The 16676-nt window shown below is 66.9% G+C and carries 19 protein-coding genes and 1 pseudogene; 8 read left to right on the top strand and 12 right to left on the bottom strand.

Annotation, left to right across the window (positions count from 1 at the left end; translation table 11 throughout):
- Window positions 1-37: 37 nt before the first annotated feature.
- The 7 genes from RYJ27_RS05485 to dnaK form a co-directional block, all read right to left on the bottom strand.
- The gene (locus RYJ27_RS05485) at window positions 38-775 is read right to left on the bottom strand and encodes a substrate-binding domain-containing protein (protein WP_330171719.1); all 738 of its coding nucleotides are present in this window, start codon (window positions 773-775) and stop codon (window positions 38-40) included.
- The gene (locus tag RYJ27_RS05480) at window positions 759-1916 is read right to left on the bottom strand and encodes an IS30 family transposase (protein WP_330171712.1); all 1158 of its coding nucleotides are present in this window, start codon (window positions 1914-1916) and stop codon (window positions 759-761) included. Before RYJ27_RS05480 ends, RYJ27_RS05485 begins: the two co-directional genes overlap by 17 nt.
- A gap of 33 nt (window positions 1917-1949) precedes the next feature.
- The gene (locus RYJ27_RS05475) at window positions 1950-2264 is read right to left on the bottom strand and encodes a LacI family DNA-binding transcriptional regulator (protein WP_330171718.1); all 315 of its coding nucleotides are present in this window, start codon (window positions 2262-2264) and stop codon (window positions 1950-1952) included.
- 80 nt (window positions 2265-2344) lie between these two features.
- On the bottom strand, window positions 2345-2809 hold the full coding sequence (locus RYJ27_RS05470) for a heat shock protein transcriptional repressor HspR (RefSeq protein ID WP_330171717.1): 465 nt from the start codon (window positions 2807-2809) through the stop codon (window positions 2345-2347).
- 21 nt (window positions 2810-2830) lie between these two features.
- The gene (locus RYJ27_RS05465; RefSeq protein ID WP_292728761.1) at window positions 2831-3823 is read right to left on the bottom strand and encodes a DnaJ C-terminal domain-containing protein; all 993 of its coding nucleotides are present in this window, start codon (window positions 3821-3823) and stop codon (window positions 2831-2833) included.
- A gap of 15 nt (window positions 3824-3838) precedes the next feature.
- Window positions 3839-4483, bottom strand: coding sequence for a nucleotide exchange factor GrpE (locus RYJ27_RS05460; RefSeq protein ID WP_330171716.1), 645 nt, complete (start codon window positions 4481-4483; stop codon window positions 3839-3841).
- A gap of 12 nt (window positions 4484-4495) precedes the next feature.
- Window positions 4496-6364, bottom strand: coding sequence for a molecular chaperone DnaK (dnaK, locus tag RYJ27_RS05455; protein ID WP_330171715.1), 1869 nt, complete (start codon window positions 6362-6364; stop codon window positions 4496-4498).
- 177 nt (window positions 6365-6541) lie between these two features.
- On the opposite strand from dnaK, the gene RYJ27_RS05450 reads away from it, so the two are divergent.
- Window positions 6542-7108, top strand: a complete 567-nt coding sequence (locus RYJ27_RS05450; RefSeq protein WP_292799426.1) for a GNAT family N-acetyltransferase — start codon at window positions 6542-6544, stop codon at window positions 7106-7108.
- A 14-nt stretch (window positions 7109-7122) separates the two neighbouring features.
- Here RYJ27_RS05450 and RYJ27_RS05445 read toward each other — a convergent pair whose 3' ends face one another.
- The 3 genes from RYJ27_RS05445 to RYJ27_RS05435 are packed head-to-tail and all read right to left on the bottom strand — an operon-like array spanning window position 7123 to window position 9443.
- Window positions 7123-7734: a type 1 periplasmic-binding domain-containing protein gene (locus tag RYJ27_RS05445; protein WP_292728177.1), complete on the bottom strand. Its 612-nt coding sequence runs from the start codon at window positions 7732-7734 to the stop codon at window positions 7123-7125.
- Complete coding sequence (locus tag RYJ27_RS05440; protein WP_330171714.1) at window positions 7731-8951, bottom strand: cation:proton antiporter; 1221 nt, start codon at window positions 8949-8951, stop codon at window positions 7731-7733. The genes RYJ27_RS05445 and RYJ27_RS05440 overlap by 4 nt, the downstream gene beginning before the upstream one ends.
- 3 nt (window positions 8952-8954) lie before the next feature.
- Complete coding sequence (locus RYJ27_RS05435; RefSeq protein ID WP_300591466.1) at window positions 8955-9443, bottom strand: cation:proton antiporter regulatory subunit; 489 nt, start codon at window positions 9441-9443, stop codon at window positions 8955-8957.
- Between the two features lie 62 nt (window positions 9444-9505).
- On the opposite strand from RYJ27_RS05435, the gene RYJ27_RS05430 reads away from it, so the two are divergent.
- Together RYJ27_RS05430 and RYJ27_RS05425 are read left to right on the top strand one after the other, a co-directional pair.
- A complete protein-coding gene (locus RYJ27_RS05430; RefSeq protein WP_330171713.1) occupies window positions 9506-10450 on the top strand; it encodes an MFS transporter in 945 nt (314 codons plus the stop codon).
- 33 nt (window positions 10451-10483) lie between these two features.
- A complete protein-coding gene (locus RYJ27_RS05425) occupies window positions 10484-11641 on the top strand; it encodes an IS30 family transposase (protein ID WP_330171712.1) in 1158 nt (385 codons plus the stop codon).
- A 27-nt stretch (window positions 11642-11668) separates the two neighbouring features.
- Here RYJ27_RS05425 and RYJ27_RS13510 read toward each other — a convergent pair.
- Window positions 11669-11905, bottom strand: a pseudogene (locus RYJ27_RS13510) (transposase); the annotation flags it as partial.
- A gap of 54 nt (window positions 11906-11959) precedes the next feature.
- Between RYJ27_RS13510 and RYJ27_RS05420 the strand changes: the two are divergent.
- The gene (locus RYJ27_RS05420) at window positions 11960-12454 is read left to right on the top strand and encodes a hypothetical protein (protein WP_291526309.1); all 495 of its coding nucleotides are present in this window, start codon (window positions 11960-11962) and stop codon (window positions 12452-12454) included.
- Between the two features lie 180 nt (window positions 12455-12634).
- Here RYJ27_RS05420 and RYJ27_RS05415 read toward each other — a convergent pair whose 3' ends face one another.
- On the bottom strand, window positions 12635-12961 hold the full coding sequence (locus tag RYJ27_RS05415) for a hypothetical protein (RefSeq protein ID WP_330171711.1): 327 nt from the start codon (window positions 12959-12961) through the stop codon (window positions 12635-12637).
- Between the two features lie 120 nt (window positions 12962-13081).
- On the opposite strand from RYJ27_RS05415, the gene cmtR reads away from it, so the two are divergent.
- The 4 genes from cmtR to RYJ27_RS05395 all read left to right on the top strand — a co-directional run bounded on the left by cmtR (window position 13082) and on the right by RYJ27_RS05395 (window position 16593).
- Window positions 13082-13441: a Cd(II)/Pb(II)-sensing metalloregulatory transcriptional regulator CmtR gene (gene cmtR / locus RYJ27_RS05410; RefSeq protein ID WP_330171710.1), complete on the top strand. Its 360-nt coding sequence runs from the start codon at window positions 13082-13084 to the stop codon at window positions 13439-13441.
- Window positions 13438-15342: a heavy metal translocating P-type ATPase gene (locus RYJ27_RS05405; protein WP_330171709.1), complete on the top strand. Its 1905-nt coding sequence runs from the start codon at window positions 13438-13440 to the stop codon at window positions 15340-15342. Before cmtR ends, RYJ27_RS05405 begins: the two co-directional genes overlap by 4 nt.
- A complete protein-coding gene (locus tag RYJ27_RS05400; RefSeq protein WP_100810822.1) occupies window positions 15339-15914 on the top strand; it encodes a signal peptidase II in 576 nt (191 codons plus the stop codon). Before RYJ27_RS05405 ends, RYJ27_RS05400 begins: the two co-directional genes overlap by 4 nt.
- 76 nt (window positions 15915-15990) lie before the next feature.
- Complete coding sequence (locus tag RYJ27_RS05395; protein WP_100810821.1) at window positions 15991-16593, top strand: cadmium resistance transporter; 603 nt, start codon at window positions 15991-15993, stop codon at window positions 16591-16593.
- Window positions 16594-16676 lie beyond the last annotated feature (83 nt).

Genomic DNA, 16676 nt, shown 5'->3' with positions numbered 1-16676 from the left:
TCAAGTATCGATTACATCTGCACCGCAGGCCCCCTGTTCACATACGAGACAACGATGAATCGATTACATCCGAGCTCACATGACCGGCGTCGACTTCGAGTACCTCGCCGCGCAACTCCACCGTCCGCGGAGGCTGGTCATCGCCGTTGATCCGATCCAGGAGCAGTGAAGCGGCAGTATTTCCCAAGTGCCGGGCGGGAAGGCGCACCTGAGTGACGATCCGGGCGATCGCAGGCGGATACGGAAGCTCGCCGATTACCGCGACGCCGATCTCGGCCAGGAGCCCGTGCGCGGCCAGAACCTGCACGGCTCCGACGCCCATCAGATTGTTCGTGGTCATCACGGCATCCGGCCGCTCCCCGCGCGCGAGCAGCTCCGTCATGGCCAATGCGCCGCCCGCGACGCGGTAGTCCGCGTGGACGAGTAGACGCGCCGCATCGCCGGGACCGACGACGTCCCTCCAGCCGAGCGCGCGCCCCTCGGTCGCCTCGAGATCGCTCGGACCCGCGATGCACGCGATGCGATGGTACCCACGCGCCTGGAGACGTGCCGTCACTTCGGCGCCCAATCTTCTGTTGTCGATCATGACCGCATCGATATCTAGTCCCGTGCGCCGATCGACGGCCACGACGGGTCGTCCGCTATCGGTCAGATGCGAGATCTCGCCGTCGACGGACGAAGGCGCCAGGATCACGCCCGCCATGTCCTCCGAGTTGGCGATGTCGAGATACCGCGTCTCCTTCGCAGGATCGGCGGATTCAACCGGTGGTCGCAACGAGTTCCGCGAACTTCTCCGATGGTGTCAGATAGCCGAGTGTCTTGCGTGGTCGACCGTTGAGCGAGTCCTGGATCGCGGTCAGCTCAGCGCGGGTGACGATGCTCAGATCGGTGCTCTTCGGCAGGTACTGGCGTAACAGCCCGTTGGTGTTCTCGTTGCTTCCGCGCTGCCACGGGGAATGCGGGTCGCAGAAGTAGATCGGGATGCCGGTTACTGTCGTGAACTCGGCGTGCTTGGCCATCTCCGCGCCCTGGTCCCAGGTGATCGTCCGCGCCAGCGACGACGGTAGCGCCGTGATCGCTTCGCGCATCGCGGCCTCCACCTTTTCGGCGCTCTTCCCGTCGGGCAGGTGCAGCAGGAGAGCGAGCCGAGTGCTGCGTTCGACGAGGGTTCCCACGGCACTGCGACTGTTCTCACCGAGAATCAAGTCGCCTTCCCAATGCCCCGGCACGGCACGGCCCTCGATCTCTGCGGGACGCTCGCTGATCATCACCATCCCCGGCAGCCGGCCCCGCCCGTCCGTCGCGGTCCGCGACTTCCGTGCCGCACGCCCCGACCGCAGGCAGCGGGCGAGCTCGCGGCGCAACTGCCCGCGTCCCTGCACGAACAGGGACTGGTAGATCGTCTCGTGGCTCACGTGCATCTCCGGGTCATCGGGATGCTCCAAACGTAAGCGTGCGGCGATCTCCTGCGGCGACCACAGTTGCTCCAGCTGCGTCGTGACGACCTCGAGCAGCCGTCCACTGTCGAGCTTGAACGGCTTCGGTCGGCGGGCCTGCTCCCGCGCGTCCTCGTGCGCCCGCCACGCCGAGTACTCCTCCCGTCCGCCCCCGCGCTTGACCTCGCGGCTGACCGTCGACACCGCGCGTCCCAGGGCACGCGCGATCGCAGTAAGCGTGTCACCGCGGGCGAGGCCGACCAGGATCTCCTCACGGTCGAAGACCGTCAGATGCCCCTCGCGCGGCTCCCAGCCGAACGGCTTCCCGTCGAGGTGACGGCCCTCCCGCGCCATGCGGCCGACCATCGGCGCCGTACAGCCGATCTCGCGGGCGATATCGATGAGCCGCCACCCCTTCGAGTGGAGACGGAGCGCGAGCTGCTTCTGCTCACGACTGAGATGACCATGTTTGCCCTGCAATCGATGCCTCCCGAGATCAGCGCCTGCTTCATCTCACAGCACCCGTTGCGTTGACCGGTTGAATCCGCCATCGTCATCGGTGTTGCAGAGAACAACCGAGTACCCGGCGCGCTGCGCCCGGTCCTCGACGCCGCGCGCGAGGGCGGTGAAGAAGGGGTTCTCGATGTCAGGAATGAGCAGCGCAATGAGCTCCGACGTCTGGCGGCGCAGCCGCCGCGCCGTCCGATTCGGGACGAAACGCAGCGCCTCTGCGGCCTCCTTCACGCGTGCGGCAGTGACAGGAGCGACTGTCGCGCCGTTGAAATAGCGGGAAACCGTCGCCGTGGAGACACCCGCGAGCTTGGCCACCTCATAGATTGTTGCCATGCTCCACTGTATCCCGATGCAATCGGTTTCAGCGGCTCGTACAGGCGCCGCAGGGGCACGACTCAGTCGTCGCCGGCCGGGGTGTCGGATGCCGGTGGCAGCGCGTGGCGCGGGCGCCACAGCACGATCTCGGTGGCGCGCCGCACGCGCCGGCCGTGCCGGAGAGTGATCACCGAACCACCTGGCCCTGCAGCGAACACACGAGCCCCGGGCCTGTTGGCAAGTTCCGCTTCGACGCGGGCCTCGAGGTCGCGAACTCGAGTGTGGAGTTCGCGCACCCGGTTTTCGAGCTCAAGGATCCGCGCGATTCCCGGCAGGCTCATTCCCTCACCCGAGAGCCGGGCGATCTCACGCAACTGTTCGACGTGGCGTAGCGAGTAGCGCCGAGAACCGCCCGGCGTGCGCGCCGGCACGACCAGGCCGAGCCGGTCGTACTGACGCAGGGTCTGCGGATGCATGCCGGCGAGCTCGGCCGCTGCCGCGATCGCCAGGATCGGGGCCTCGTCGTCAATCTCGTCTTCGTGCATCCGGATGTCCTCGATGGCGGGTCAGCTAGCGGCGCGAGCGATCAGTTCGGCTCGCGGGTTCTCTTTCGGTTCGGCCTCGCGGTACTTCTCCAACGCTTCCCGTGCCGCTCCGTCGACGTGTGTCGGCACCGCGATCTGCACCTCGGCGAGGAGGTCTCCGGTGCCCTTCTGAGTCTGCACGCCGCGGCCCTTCACCCGCAGGACCCGCCCCGAGGGCGTTCCCGGGGCTACGCGCAGCTTCACGGGGTCGCCACCGAGGGTCGGGACCTCGATCGTGGCTCCGAAGACCGCCTCGGTGTAGGTCACCGGGACGACGACCCGCAGGTTGAGTCCGTCTCGGGTGAACACCGGATGCGGGCGCACGGAGACCTGCACGACGATGTCGCCGCTCTCTCCGCCATCCGGCGAGGGCCGACCGCGTCCGCGAAGCCGGATCTTCTGACCATCCGCGACGCCAGCAGGGATCTTGACCTTGAACGGCTGACCGTCCTCGGACTGCAGCGTGATCGTCTCACCCTTGGTCGCGGTGACGAAGTCGATCGTCGTCCGCGCCGTGACGTCGGCGCCGCGCGTGGGACCGCCGTACCCGCGGTAGCCACCGGATGCCTGTCCGAACCGTCCCGAGCCGAATGAGCTGCCGCCGCCCTGACCGAACATCGAGAAGATGTCGTCGAAGTCGGCGCTCTCGTAGCTGTAGCCGCCGCGGCTCTGACCGAACCGGCTGAAGACGTCTTCGAATCCGCCAGCGCCCTGGCCGCCTGCCGTGAAGCGCGCACCCGAGCCCATGGCACGGATCTGGTCGTACTCCTCGCGCTGCTCGGGGTCCGAGAGCACGGCATACGCCTCGCTGATCTCCTTGAAGCGGGCCTCGGCCTTGGCATCGCCCGCGTTCGAGTCGGGGTGGTACTGGCGTGCGAGTTTGCGGTACGTCTTCTTCAGGTCCGCAGCGGAGACATCCTTCGAGACGCCCAGGACCTTGTAGAAGTCCTTATCGAACCAGTCTTGACTGGCCATCGGTTGTCCTCCGTGCTACTCAGCCGGCACGGCGACGACGACCTTCGCGGGGCGAAGCTCGATCGATCCGAGCCGATAGCCGACCTCCACGACCTCGAGGATCGTGGTCTCGGTAGCCCCGGGAGTGGGCTGCTGGAAGATCGCCTCGTGCTGTTGCGGGTCGAAGACCTCGCCGGCTTCGCCGTAGGAGGTGACGCCGAGCCGTTCGGCCACGGAACGGATCTTGTCCGCGATCGCCGAGAAGGGCGTGCCCTCCTCGAGGTCGCCGTGCTTCTCGGCTCGGTCGAGGTCGTCGAGCACCGGAATGAAGCCCTTTGCGACGGCTCCCTTGGCGCGTTCGATCTCGATCTCGCGCTGCTCCTCTGTGCGGCGGCGGTAGTTGGCGTACTCCGCCTGCAGGCGCTTGAGGTCGGTCAACAGTGCCGATTCCAGGTCGGCCAGCACGACATCCTCGGCCGCAGCGGCATCGGCCGACTGCGCGGCCCCGAGGATGTCATCCACCGTGAGGTCATCCTGCCCGGCGCCGGCGGCGCCGGAGGAGGTGTCCTCCGACGCTGCCGCGTCACCGTTGTCAGCGCTCGCGCTGTCAGGGGCGCCGTCAGGTCCGACTCCGGAGTCCTTCTCCGAAGGTGTGGGCTCTTCGTCGTCCTTGCGTGCCATGATCTCTTCCGTTTACTTCTTGTCGTCTTCGTCCTCGACGACCTCGGCGTCGATGACGTCCTCGTCGGGGTTGGGGACCTCACCCGAGCCGGGCTCGCTCGCCGCCGGGTCGGGGTTCTCGCCGGCGGCCTGCCCTGCCTGGTAGATGGCTTCACCGAGCTGCGACTGGCTCTGGTTCAGCTTGTCGAACGCAGCCTTCACCGCGTCGTCATCCTCGCCGGCAAGAGCGGTCTTGAGGGCGTCGACATCAGCCTGCACCGAGGTCTTGACCTCGTCGGGCAGCTTGTCCTCGTTGTCTTTGATCAGCTTCTCGATCGAGTACGACAGGGTCTCGGCCTGGTTGCGGGTCTCAGCCGACTCACGACGCTTCTTGTCTTCGGCGGCGTGTTCCTCGGCCTCGCGCACCATGCGCTCGATGTCTTCCTTGGGCAGCGACGATCCACCGGTGATCGTCATCGACTGCTCCTTGCCGGTGCCCTTGTCCTTGGCGGACACGTGCACGATGCCGTTCGCGTCGATGTCGAAGGTCACCTCGACCTGCGGGATGCCGCGAGGGGCCGGCGCGATGCCGGTGAGCTCGAAGGTTCCCAGCGGCTTGTTGTCGCGGGTGAACTCGCGCTCACCCTGGAAGACCTGGATCGCGACGGACGGCTGGTTGTCGTCGGCGGTCGTGAAGGTCTCGCTGCGCTTGGTCGGGATCGCCGTGTTGCGCTCGATGAGCTTGGTCATGATGCCGCCCTTGGTCTCGATACCGAGGCTCAGCGGGGTGACATCGATCAGCAGCACATCCTTGCGCTCGCCCTTGAGGACGCCGGCCTGCAGGGCGGCGCCGACGGCGACGACCTCATCCGGGTTGACGCCCTTGTTGGGCTCCTTGCCGCCGGTCTCCTTCTTGACCAGGTCGCCCACGGCGGGCATACGGGTCGATCCGCCGACGAGCACGACGTGGTCGATGTCGTCAACCTTGATGCCGGCTTCGCGGATGACGTCCTCGAACGGCTTCTTGGTGCGGTCGAGCAGGTCCTTGGTGAGGTCCTCGAACTTCGCGCGGGTGATCGTCTCGGACAGCGACACCGGGCCGTTCTCGGTCAGCGACAGGTAGGGCAGGTTCACGCTCGTCGATGCCGAGCTCGACAGCTCCTTCTTGGCCTGTTCCGCAGCCTCCTTGAGACGCTGCAGGGCGATCTTGTCGCCCGAGACATCCACGCCTGTCGTGTCCTTGAACTGCTTGATCAGGTAGTCGACGACGCGCTGGTCCCAGTCGTCGCCACCGAGGCGGTTGTCACCGGCGGTCGAACGCACCTGGATCGTGGAGAAGTCATCGTCCTTGCCCACCTCGAGCAGGGAGACATCGAAGGTTCCACCACCGAGGTCGAAGACGAGGATGAGCTCATCCTCCTTGCCGCGGTCGAGGCCATAGGCCAGCGCGGCAGCGGTCGGCTCGTTGATGATGCGCAGGACGTTGAGGCCTGCGATCTCGCCGGCTTCCTTCGTGGCCTGACGCTCGGCGTCGTTGAAGTACGCCGGAACGGTGATGACGGCATCCGTCACCGAGTCGCCGAGGTACTGCTCGGCGTCGTGCTTGAGCTTGGCGAGGATACGGGCCGAGATCTCCTGCGGCGTGTACTTCTTGCCGTCGACATCGAAGGTCCAGTCGGTGCCCATGTGGCGCTTGACCGACGAGACGGTGCGGTCGACGTTGGTGACGGCCTGGCGCTTCGCGGTCTCACCGACGAGCACCTCGCCATCCTTCGTGAAGGCAACCACCGAGGGGGTGGTACGGAAGCCCTCGGCGTTGGCGATGACCTTGGGCTCGCCGCCCTCGAGGACGCTGACGACGGAGTTGGTGGTTCCGAGGTCGATTCCCACTGCACGTGGCATCTGATTCTCCTTGTTTTGCGTGGAAGCGATGTTCCGGTTGAAAAGTCGACTCGCGGCTCCTTGCACGGTTGAGGCACGAGGTTGAGTCGCGATGACTCAAGCGTAGCCACCCACCCTCTCGGTGTCAACTGGAGTTGAGTCCACTCGTATCAATTTTGTGCGGGCGATAATGATCGCGTGAATCTTCCGTGGCACTTCGCTCCGCTGCGCGGCGAGCGTGTGACACTCGACCTCGTCAGCACGGACGACGTGGAGGCGCTGAGCGCGATTCAGGGCGACCCGGCGATCGTGCGCTACATGCTCTACGAGGCGCGGTCGCGAGAGCAGGTCGTCGCCGCCATCGAGCGCGACAGCGCCCACAACTCCCTCGAGAAGGCCGGTGACTACGTTCAGCCGGCGATCCGGGATGCCGATGGCCAGCTGGTGGGAACGCTGTATTTCAAGCTCGCCAGCACTGATGACCGCACCGCAGAGATCGGATGGCTCCTGTCGGCATCCGCGCGGGGCAAGGGCTACGCGACCGAGTCCGCTGACATCTTCCTGCGGGTCGGATTCGAGGAGCTCGGGCTGCACCGCATCTACGCCGAACTCGATCCCCGCAACGAAGCGTCAGCCGCAGTCTGTGCGCGGCTCGGAATGCGTCACGAGGCCCATCTGCGCGAGAACATGTGGCTGAAGGGCGAGTGGGTCGACACCGCGATCTACGCGATCCTCGAGCAGGACTATCGACGCATTCGAGCCTGAGTGCCGCGAGTGATTCACACGAGCTTCGCGAGGGTTTGCAGCGCAATCACGAGAAGGCCGAGCCCGATGAGGATGCCGAGAGCGAGCACCCTCTCCCACCACCTCGCGTGCGAACGGCGAACGGCGAGCCAGCCGATCAGCGCGAGGGTGACGACGTAGACGATGGCGGCAGCGCTTATCGCCGTGGACAGGTCGATGATCTCGAGCCATCCGAGAAACAGTAGTCCGCCCGGCACGGCAACCGTCGACAGGCCACCGCCGGCGACGCGGGTCAGGACGATCCAGTCCCGGCCATGGGGAAACTCCCCCTCCACCGCGAGGTGCGAAACCACGTCTGACACCAGACCCGCGATCGTGATGCCGATCACACCGAACAGCAGGGCAAGCAGGGCGTGGTCGGCATCCTCGTGATCGGAACCCGCGATCACGAGGATGATGGCAAGTCCTGTGAAGGTGGCGTAGATCCGCTCGCGAAGATAGGCGCCGACTGCCCGGCTGCCGCCGGTGTTGAAGAGGCGGTCATAGCGCCGCTGCATCGAGGAGCCGCCCTCGGGGGCTGCCGGCCGGTCGTGCGCGTCCTTCGGGCGGGCACCGTCGGCGGTTTCGTCGGCAGATGCGGGAGTCATGATGTCTCTCCTCGGCTCTCGGCCGCCGCCCGCTGTCGCATCCGCCGTGCCTTTTGACGCGCCTTGGCCCAGGCGTCGAAGCGCGCGGTGTCGGGGATGCGGGCAAGGAGCGGCCCGACCACGATGGTGATGAGTACATAGGCCGTCGCTAGGGCGGCAAGTGATCGATCGGCGCCAGCCGATACCGCAAGCCCCGCGATGACGATCGAGAACTCCCCGCGGGGCGTGAGAGCGAAGCCGGCACGCCAGCGCCCCGGTTCGGCGATTCCGGCCTTGCGGGCGGCAAGATAGCCGGTCAGCACCTTCGTGCCCATGGTGACGACCGCCAGGATGAGCGCGGGGATGAGAACGGGAGGGAGATCGGCGGGGTCGGTCGAGAGACCGAAGAAGAGGAAAAAGACCGCCGCGAACAGGTCGCGGAGCGGAGTGAGAACCTGCGTCGCGTGCTCGGCGGCGGGGCCGGAGATGGCGATGCCCACGAGGAAGGCGCCCACCGCGGCAGACACGTTAGCCTCTGCGGCAAGACCCGCAACGATCAGGGTGAGTCCCAACACCGACAGCAGCAGCACATCGGCGCGCTTAGACCAGACGAGCTTGGAGACAAGCGGCCCGTGTCGCAGTGCCACCCACAAGATGACGAGCACGGCGGCAAGCGCGATCGTGACGCTTATCGTCCCGCCGGCGAGGTCCATACCGACCAGAACAGCCGTCAGGATCGGAAGGTAGAACGCCATCGCCAGATCTTCGATCACGAGGATCGAGAGGATCGTCGGCGTCTCACGGTTGGGGAGACGCCCGAGATCCTGCAGCAACTTCGCAACGACACCCGATGATGAGATCCACGTGATCCCGGCGAGCACCAGGGCACCGATCGGCCCCCAGCCGAGGACGAACCCGGCGATGGCACCGGGGACGGCGTTCAGGGCCATGTCGATCCCTCCGGCCATGCGTGACCGGTTGAGGCTGCCCATCAGCTCTTTCGCGTTGTACTCCAGGCCCAGCATCACCAGCAGCAGGATGACGCCGATCTCAGCGCCGACCTCGATGAACTCCTCGCCCTGCGAAATCGGCAGAATGCCGCCCTCACCGAACGCGAGACCGCCCAGGAGGATCAGCGGGATGGGGGAGATCCCGATGCGGCCCGCCAGGCGACCCAGCAGCGCGATGCCGAATAACAGCGCGCCGATCTCGAGAAAGAGCAGCGCGCCGTCATGCATCGATCAGGCGCCGTTCAGAATCCGGACCAGGTGCTCAAGGCCCTCGCGCGTACCGACGACGACCAGGGTGTCACCGGCGCGCAGCACGTCGGAGGGCTCGGGCGCCGGGATGACTCCCGACTCCCGCACGACGGCGACGATCGAACAGCGCGTCAGGGTGCGTGCTTTGGTGTCGCCGAGAGGGCGACCCACGTACGGCGAGTCGGCCCGCACCGGGATCTTCTCCATCTGCAGGCCGGCGAAGGCTTCCTGCAGACCCGCGAGCTGGGTCAGGATGACCGAGCCGCCGAGCACCTCCGAGAGGGCCGTGGCCTCGTCATCCGTCAACGCAAGAGTGTCGCCACAGCGGTCGGGGTCATCCTCATCCGAGATCGCGATCTCGCGGCCACCGTCGCGGAAGTTCACCACCGACAGACGCCGACCATCATCGGTCAGGATGTCGTGACGGATGCCGATACCGGGCAGTTCGGCGCGCTCCACGTGAACGGGCATGCGCCCATCTTCCCACCAAGAGGGCTACCCAATGTTCACTCTGGACCCCTAGCGTATGGCGAGTGAGCGATAGCGAGCCCGAACTCCGCAAGGCCCCGACCCCGGCATCCGGCGGGGCCGCTGTGCCGACTCCCCCACCGACCACCGACACCGATGCGCTCGAGAGCCTGGCGGTACTCTTCCAGGACTCCACCGAGGAGCGCGAGATCCCCCGCAAACAGGTGGTCTCGTGGGCGTTCTGGGACTGGGCGACGCAGCCGTTCAACTCCGTCATCCTCACCTTCGTCTTCGCGGCGCTATACCTCGTTTCCGACAGCTTCCTGCCCGCTGATGTCGCCTCGCTTCCGGATGATTCCCCGGTCAAAGAGGCGGCGCTTGCCGACCTCACCAGCGGGTATGGCTTGGTCACCACCATCGCGGGGCTGCTGATCCTGTTTCTCGCGCCGGTCCTCGGCCAACAGGCCGATCGCCGGGGCAGCAAGAAGCGCTGGCTCTTCGTGTTCACGATGCTTCTGGCACTCGCGCAGTTCGCGCTGTTCTTCGTCTACGCCCAGCCCGTCTTCTTCTGGTACGGCGCGGCAGTACTGGCTGTCGGCGCCGTCATCTCCGAGATCGCCGGCGTCAACTACAACGCGTTGCTCGTGCAGGTTTCGACGCCGAAGACCGTCGGCAAGGTCAGCGGCCTCGGCTGGGGCATGGGGTATATCGGCGGGATCGTCGCCCTCGTGATCGTCGTCGCGCTCACCTTCGCCGATTGGTTCGGCATGGACACCTCTGACGGACTTGCCTACCGGCTCATCGCGGTCGGATGCGGCCTGTGGACGATCCTGTTCTCCATCCCGCTGTTCCGCAACGTTCCCGAGCCCCCTCCGTCGGCACCCGGCCAGAGCGTCGGCTTCTTCCGTAGCTACGTGGTGCTCGTGAAGGACATCGCGCGGCTGTTCCGGGAGCACCGCCCCACTTTCTGGTTCGGCGGATTCAACCGGTCAACGCAACGGGTGCTGTGAGATGAAGCAGGCGCTGATCTCGGGAGGCATCGATTGCAGGGCAAACATGGTCATCTCAGTCGTGAGCAGAAGCAGCTCGCGCTCCGTCTCCACTCGAAGGGGTGGCGGCTCATCGATATCGCCCGCGAGATCGGCTGTACGGCGCCGATGGTCGGCCGCATGGCGCGGGAGGGCCGTCACCTCGACGGGAAGCCGTTCGGCTGGGAGCCGCGCGAGGGGCATCTGACGGTCTTCGACCGTGAGGAGATCCTGGTCGGCCTCGCCCGCGGTGACACGCTTACTGCGATCGCGCGTGCCCTGGGACGCGCGGTGTCGACGGTCAGCCGCGAGGTCAAGCGCGGGGGCGGACGGGAGGAGTACTCGGCGTGGCGGGCGCACGAGGACGCGCGGGAGCAGGCCCGCCGACCGAAGCCGTTCAAGCTCGACAGTGGACGGCTGCTCGAGGTCGTCACGACGCAGCTGGAGCAACTGTGGTCGCCGCAGGAGATCGCCGCACGCTTACGTTTGGAGCATCCCGATGACCCGGAGATGCACGTGAGCCACGAGACGATCTACCAGTCCCTGTTCGTGCAGGGACGCGGGCAGTTGCGCCGCGAGCTCGCCCGCTGCCTGCGGTCGGGGCGTGCGGCACGGAAGTCGCGGACCGCGACGGACGGGCGGGGCCGGCTGCCGGGGATGGTGATGATCAGCGAGCGTCCCGCAGAGATCGAGGGCCGTGCCGTGCCGGGGCATTGGGAAGGCGACTTGATTCTCGGTGAGAACAGTCGCAGTGCCGTGGGAACCCTCGTCGAACGCAGCACTCGGCTCGCTCTCCTGCTGCACCTGCCCGACGGGAAGAGCGCCGAAAAGGTGGAGGCCGCGATGCGCGAAGCGATCACGGCGCTACCGTCGTCGCTGGCGCGGACGATCACCTGGGACCAGGGCGCGGAGATGGCCAAGCACGCCGAGTTCACGACAGTAACCGGCATCCCGATCTACTTCTGCGACCCGCATTCCCCGTGGCAGCGCGGAAGCAACGAGAACACCAACGGGCTGTTACGCCAGTACCTGCCGAAGAGCACCGATCTGAGCATCGTCACCCGCGCTGAGCTGACCGCGATCCAGGACTCGCTCAACGGTCGACCACGCAAGACACTCGGCTATCTGACACCATCGGAGAAGTTCGCGGAACTCGTTGCGACCACCGGTTGAATCCGCCATCTCGTTCGCCTTCCGCAACTCCGAGACCTCCTTCTGTAGCCGCTTGATCTCCGCCGCCGCGTCCGTGGTCAACCCGGGCTTCACGCCGGCGTCGACCTCGTAACGCCGCTGCCAGAGCCGCAGCGTCTCGGGGCTCATCCCGAGCAGACCGGCCACATGCCGGACCGCGCTCATCATCGTCGGGTGCGACGGCCGCGTCTCCGCGAGCATCCGCAATGCCCGCTCACGCATCTCCGGCGAATACTTCCTGTTCATCGAGTTCCATCCTTGCTTGAAGAACGGAACGAAAGTCAGGCCGATTCAATAACCATGACCGACGCAACCCAGGCGATGCATCCCCCGACGGCGCAACCCTTCGCAACGTGGAACCCGACCCGTGGCATCTGGGAGACTACGCAACTCGACCTCTTCGGGCTCTCGGCGCCGTTCTCGGCGATCTGGCCGACTTGCGGCTGGATGCAGGATGGATCGGCTTACCGGCTTCCCTTGTCGGCGCTCCTCACCAACGCTTCCGCATCTTCGCCCTCGCCCGGCGCACTGTTCCGCACCCCGCTGGCGACGGACTCATCGCGCGGTGGAGAGACTCTCGACCAGGTGCGAGCGAGACGAGGGACGATTGCGCTGTCGCACCAGATCATCGACTTCGCCCTCCACGGACCGGGTGGCTCATCGAACAGGAGAGCCGAATCGGAGACGCTGTGGTCGCTGATCGACGGACTGTTCAGCGATGGGGACGCTACGCCGACGCCATCACTCGTTGGGAACACATCACCGGGCGACCCGCGCAAGCGCCAGCCCTCCTGAACGACGCCGACGGCCCCCGCCCAGCACCGGCATTCGTCGAATGGCTCATGGGCCTGCCGACTGGATGGGTCACCGATAGCGGCGACCTGACGCAGAATCAACAGATCACCGCCCTCGGCAACGGAGTGCTACCCCTCCAGGCTGTGTCCGCGCTGTCACTGCTCGCCGCGTGAACGTGGGCTACGCGAGAGCGGCGTCCTCCGGTGCTCCCGGTGTCGTTCCCAGAGCGGCGAGCAGGCGGACCCGGACTCGCTGCTTGCGCTGCTCGAAGAACGAGGTGAAGTCGGCCAAGTCGAGCGGAAGGCCGTCGAGGTCGTCCTCGGCAAGGTACGTAGCTCGCTTGTTCTCGCTCGGGAAGGCGGTGTCCATCCACTCCGCAGGCAGTCCATCCTGCTTCTCGATGTTGACGGCCCCACCCAGCAACTGAAGGTTCGGCAGCAGGCATGCGGCGGCCAAGTAGTCGTCGACCTTAATCGAGCGGGACGCCGGCACCGAGGAACGGGACATATTCTCCACGACGGATCTTCGAGCACTTCGCCACGCTCGCTGGTAGGGAGCTGTCAACTGACTCGCCGCTCGTGAGGACACCTGGCGCCGAATATACATCGTACAGTGTATAGTCATCGTATGCTGACTATTTCCGATCGACTCGACGTGATGAACCGGCTCGGCCGAGCTATGGCGGACCCGACCCGCTCTCGCATTCTCCTGACTCTCTTGGCCGGCCCGAGTTACCCGGCGGTGCTGTCTCGCGAGTTGGGGTTGTCCCGCTCGAATGTGTCGAACCATCTGACGTGTTTGCGTGGGTGCGGGATCGTGGTGGCCGAGCCGGAGGGCCGGCAGACCCGCTACGAGGTCGCAGACCCGCATCTTGCCCGCGCCCTGACGGCGCTGGTGGATGTGACGCTCGCGGTCGACGAGAGCGTGCCGTGCATGGACCCGGACTGCGGGGTCGAGGGCTGCGTGGCGGGGGAGGTGCGGGCGTGAGCGCGGTCACAGGTTCGCAAGTCGAGCACGTCGACCTCGACGACCACGATGATGACGATGACCGGCCGTGGTATCGGAGCCCGAGCGTTCTGATCCCGATCGCCTCCGGCGTCGCGTTCGCCGCCGGCCTGGTGTGCGAGTGGACCGGCGCGGAGACCGCGGGCCTGGTGCTGTTCTGGATCGGCCTGCTGCTGGGCGCTTACACGTTCGTGCCGGGCGCGCTGCGCAAGCTGTTCACCAAGGGCAAGCTCGGCATCGGCCTGCTCATGACGATCAGCGCTACCGGCGCGGTGATTCTCGGCTACGTCGAGGAGGCCGCCGCGCTGGCGTTCCTGTACTCGATCGCGGAGGCGCTGGAAGACAAGGCGATGGACCGCGCCCGCGCGGGGTTGCGGGCGCTATTAAAGCTGGTGCCCGACACCGCGCTCGTCAAGCGCGGCGATGCCACCGCCGAGGTAGAGGCGAAGGAGCTGCGCGTCGGTGACGTGCTCGTGGTCCGGCCGGGTGAACGGATCGCCACCGACGGCACCGTGCGGGCCGGGCGAAGCAGCCTGGACACGTCCGCGATCACGGGTGAATCGATCCCGGTCGAGGTCGAACCCGGCACCGACGTATCGGCCGGGTCAATCAACACCACCGGCGTGCTCGAGGTCGAGGCCACCGCCGCCGGAACCGACAACTCCCTCACCACCATCGTGGAGCTGGTCGAGCAGGCGCAGGCCGAGAAGGGCGACCGTGCCCGCCTGGCCGACCGGATCGCCCGACCCCTCGTGCCCGGCGTGATGATCCTCGCCGTGCTGGTCGGCGTGCTCGGGTCGCTGCTGAGCGGCGACCCCGAGCTGTGGATCACCCGCGCCCTGGTCGTGCTGGTCGCAGCCTCGCCGTGCGCGCTGGCGATCGCCGTCCCGGTCACCGTCGTATCCGCGATCGGCGCGGCGTCGAAGTTCGGTGTGGTCGTGAAGTCCGGGGCCGCGTTCGAGCGGTTCGGCGGCATCCGCCACCTCGCCGTCGACAAGACCGGCACGCTGACCCGCAACGAGCCCACGGTGACCCGCGTCGTCACCACCGGCGCGACCGAGAATGAGGTGCTGGCGTGGGCAGCGAGCCTGGAAGGTCACAGCACGCACCCGCTGGCCGCCGCGATCACGAAGGCCGTCCCCGACGCCCCGACCGCGCACGACGTCACCGAGACCGCCGGGCGCGGCATCACCGGCACGCTCGGTAGTGCCCGTCTCGCCGTCGGTAGCCCCCGCTGGCTGGATGCCGGATCACTGGCCGACCAGGTGCGGGCGATGGAGTCCGAGGGGATGACCGTCGTCATCGTGCACCGAGGCGACCAGCCGGCCGGGGCGATCGGGGTGCGTGACGAACTGCGCCCAGAGGTTCCCGAGGTCATCGCCACGCTGAACCGCCGCGGGATCGGGGTGACGATGCTCACCGGCGACAACGCCCGCACCGCCGCAGCGCTGGCCGACCAGGCCGGCATCAGGGACGTGCGCGCCGAGCTGCGCCCCGAGGACAAGGCCACCGCCGTCGCGAAGTTGTCGAAGTCTCAGCCCACTGCCATGATCGGGGACGGCATCAACGACGCTCCCGCGCTGGCGGCCGCGGATGTGGGGATCGCTATGGGAGCCAAGGGCGCCGATGCTGCGATCGAGTCCGCCGACGTCGCGTTCACCGGCCACGACCTGCGCCTCATCCCACAGGCCCTCGCCCACGCCCGCCGCGGCCGCAACATCATCAACCAGAACGTCGTGTTGTCGATCGCGATCATCGTGGCGCTGCTGCCGCTCGCGATCACCGGAGTCCTCGGGCTCGCCGCGGTCGTGCTTGTACACGAGGTCGCTGAAGTCGTCGTCATCCTCAACGGGCTCCGCGCGGCGCGGCGCACGAAGGCATGACCGATCCCCTTGACGGCTCCGCTCCCTCCCCGGGAAAAGCGGATGCCGTGGAAGCGAGTTCTGCCGGCCCGGCGGCGGCGCGCGTCCGGCTCCGCTGGTTCCTGCTCGCGTGCGCCGTCGCCGCCGGCGCGGTGCTGATCGACCAAGGCAGCAAGGCACTCGCCCTCGCTCAGCTCAGCTCAGCGAGGATGACCGCAATCCCGCTCTTGGGAGACTGGCTCGGCTTACAGCTCGCGTTCAACCCCGGCACCGTCATGTCCTTAGGGTCCGATTCAACGTGGCTGCTCACCGTCATCGCGACCGCGGCGTCCATCGCCCTGCTCATCGCCGCCGCGCGCGCTCCATCGGCCGGGTGGGCGGTCGCGATCGGCCTGGTGTGGGGCGGCGCGGTCGGCAACCTCCTGGACCGGCTGTTCGCCCCTCCCGGATTCGGCCGCGGTCATGTCACCGACTTCCTCGCCTACGGCAACCTGTTCATCGGCAACCTTGCCGACGTCATCCTCGGTTTCGGCGTCGCCCTGGGCGTACTGCTTTACCTCCGAGGCCCAAACCACACCAGGAACGGACAATGATGGTCGCAGAGTATCAACGGCACGCGGCTGCCGGAACCGCTGGGTCGCCAGGCGGCTGTAACGCGGCGGTGGGCGCATGATCCTGTCCTCCGTCCTGCAGGCGATCGGCCTATTCATCGCCACGAACATCGATGACATCATCGTGCTCTCCTTGTTCTTCGCCCGAGGCGCGGGCCGGCGCGGGACCACCGCCCGAATCCTGGTCGGACAGTACCTCGGGTTCGCTGGCATCCTGGGCGCTTCCGTGCTGGTGACGCTCGGGGCGGGAGCGTTCCTGCCGCCGGAGGTCATCCCCTACTTCGGACTCATTCCGCTGGGGTTGGGACTTTGGGCTGCGTGGCAAGCCTGGCGCAACCGCGGTGCCGACGATGACGATGAGGCAAAGGTCGAGGGCAAGAAGGTTGGGGTGTGGACGGTGGCCGGGGTGACCTTCGCCAACGGCGGGGACAACATCGGCGTCTACGTCCCGGTCTTCCTCAGCGTGGGCCCAGCGGCCGTGGTGGCGTACTGCATCGTGTTCCTCGCCCTGGTCGCCGCCCTCGTCGGCCTGGGCAAGTTCGTCGCCACCCGCCGACCGATCGCCGAACTCCTGGAACGCTGGGAACACATCCTGTTCCCGATCGTGCTCATCGGCCTGGGCATCTTCATCCTCGTCAGTGGTGGTGCCTTCGGCCTCTGAACTCGTAGCCGACTGCGTAGATGGCAGCGTGCTGTGGTTGCTACCTGGCGGCTGAGTGTCCCGGTGCGCTCCGCGTGTGAGCG

Source organism: Microbacterium limosum, from assembly GCF_036324365.1.
Lineage (GTDB): Bacteria > Actinomycetota > Actinomycetes > Actinomycetales > Microbacteriaceae > Microbacterium > Microbacterium limosum.
Note: the sequence above shows the minus strand (reverse complement) of the source record. Positions and strands in the feature narration are given on the sequence as shown.

Bases quoted from the DNA above. Each gene is read 5' to 3' on its own strand.
- RYJ27_RS05470 (WP_330171717.1), bottom strand. From the start codon at position 2,809: ATGCACGAAGACGAGATTGACGACGAGGCCCCGATCCTGGCGATCGCG.
- RYJ27_RS05465 (WP_292728761.1), bottom strand. From the start codon at position 3,823: ATGGCCAGTCAAGACTGGTTCGATAAGGACTTCTACAAGGTCCTGGGC.
- RYJ27_RS05460 (WP_330171716.1), bottom strand. From the start codon at position 4,483: ATGGCACGCAAGGACGACGAAGAGCCCACACCTTCGGAGAAGGACTCC.
- dnaK (WP_330171715.1), bottom strand. From the start codon at position 6,364: ATGCCACGTGCAGTGGGAATCGACCTCGGAACCACCAACTCCGTCGTC.
- RYJ27_RS05445 (WP_292728177.1), bottom strand. From the start codon at position 7,734: ATGACTCCCGCATCTGCCGACGAAACCGCCGACGGTGCCCGCCCGAAG.
- RYJ27_RS05440 (WP_330171714.1), bottom strand. From the start codon at position 8,951: ATGCATGACGGCGCGCTGCTCTTTCTCGAGATCGGCGCGCTGTTATTC.
- RYJ27_RS05435 (WP_300591466.1), bottom strand. From the start codon at position 9,443: ATGCCCGTTCACGTGGAGCGCGCCGAACTGCCCGGTATCGGCATCCGT.
- RYJ27_RS05420 (WP_291526309.1), top strand. From the start codon at position 11,960: ATGACCGACGCAACCCAGGCGATGCATCCCCCGACGGCGCAACCCTTC.
- RYJ27_RS05415 (WP_330171711.1), bottom strand. From the start codon at position 12,961: ATGTCCCGTTCCTCGGTGCCGGCGTCCCGCTCGATTAAGGTCGACGAC.
- cmtR (WP_330171710.1), top strand. From the start codon at position 13,082: ATGCTGACTATTTCCGATCGACTCGACGTGATGAACCGGCTCGGCCGA.
- RYJ27_RS05400 (WP_100810822.1), top strand. From the start codon at position 15,339: ATGACCGATCCCCTTGACGGCTCCGCTCCCTCCCCGGGAAAAGCGGAT.
- RYJ27_RS05395 (WP_100810821.1), top strand. From the start codon at position 15,991: ATGATCCTGTCCTCCGTCCTGCAGGCGATCGGCCTATTCATCGCCACG.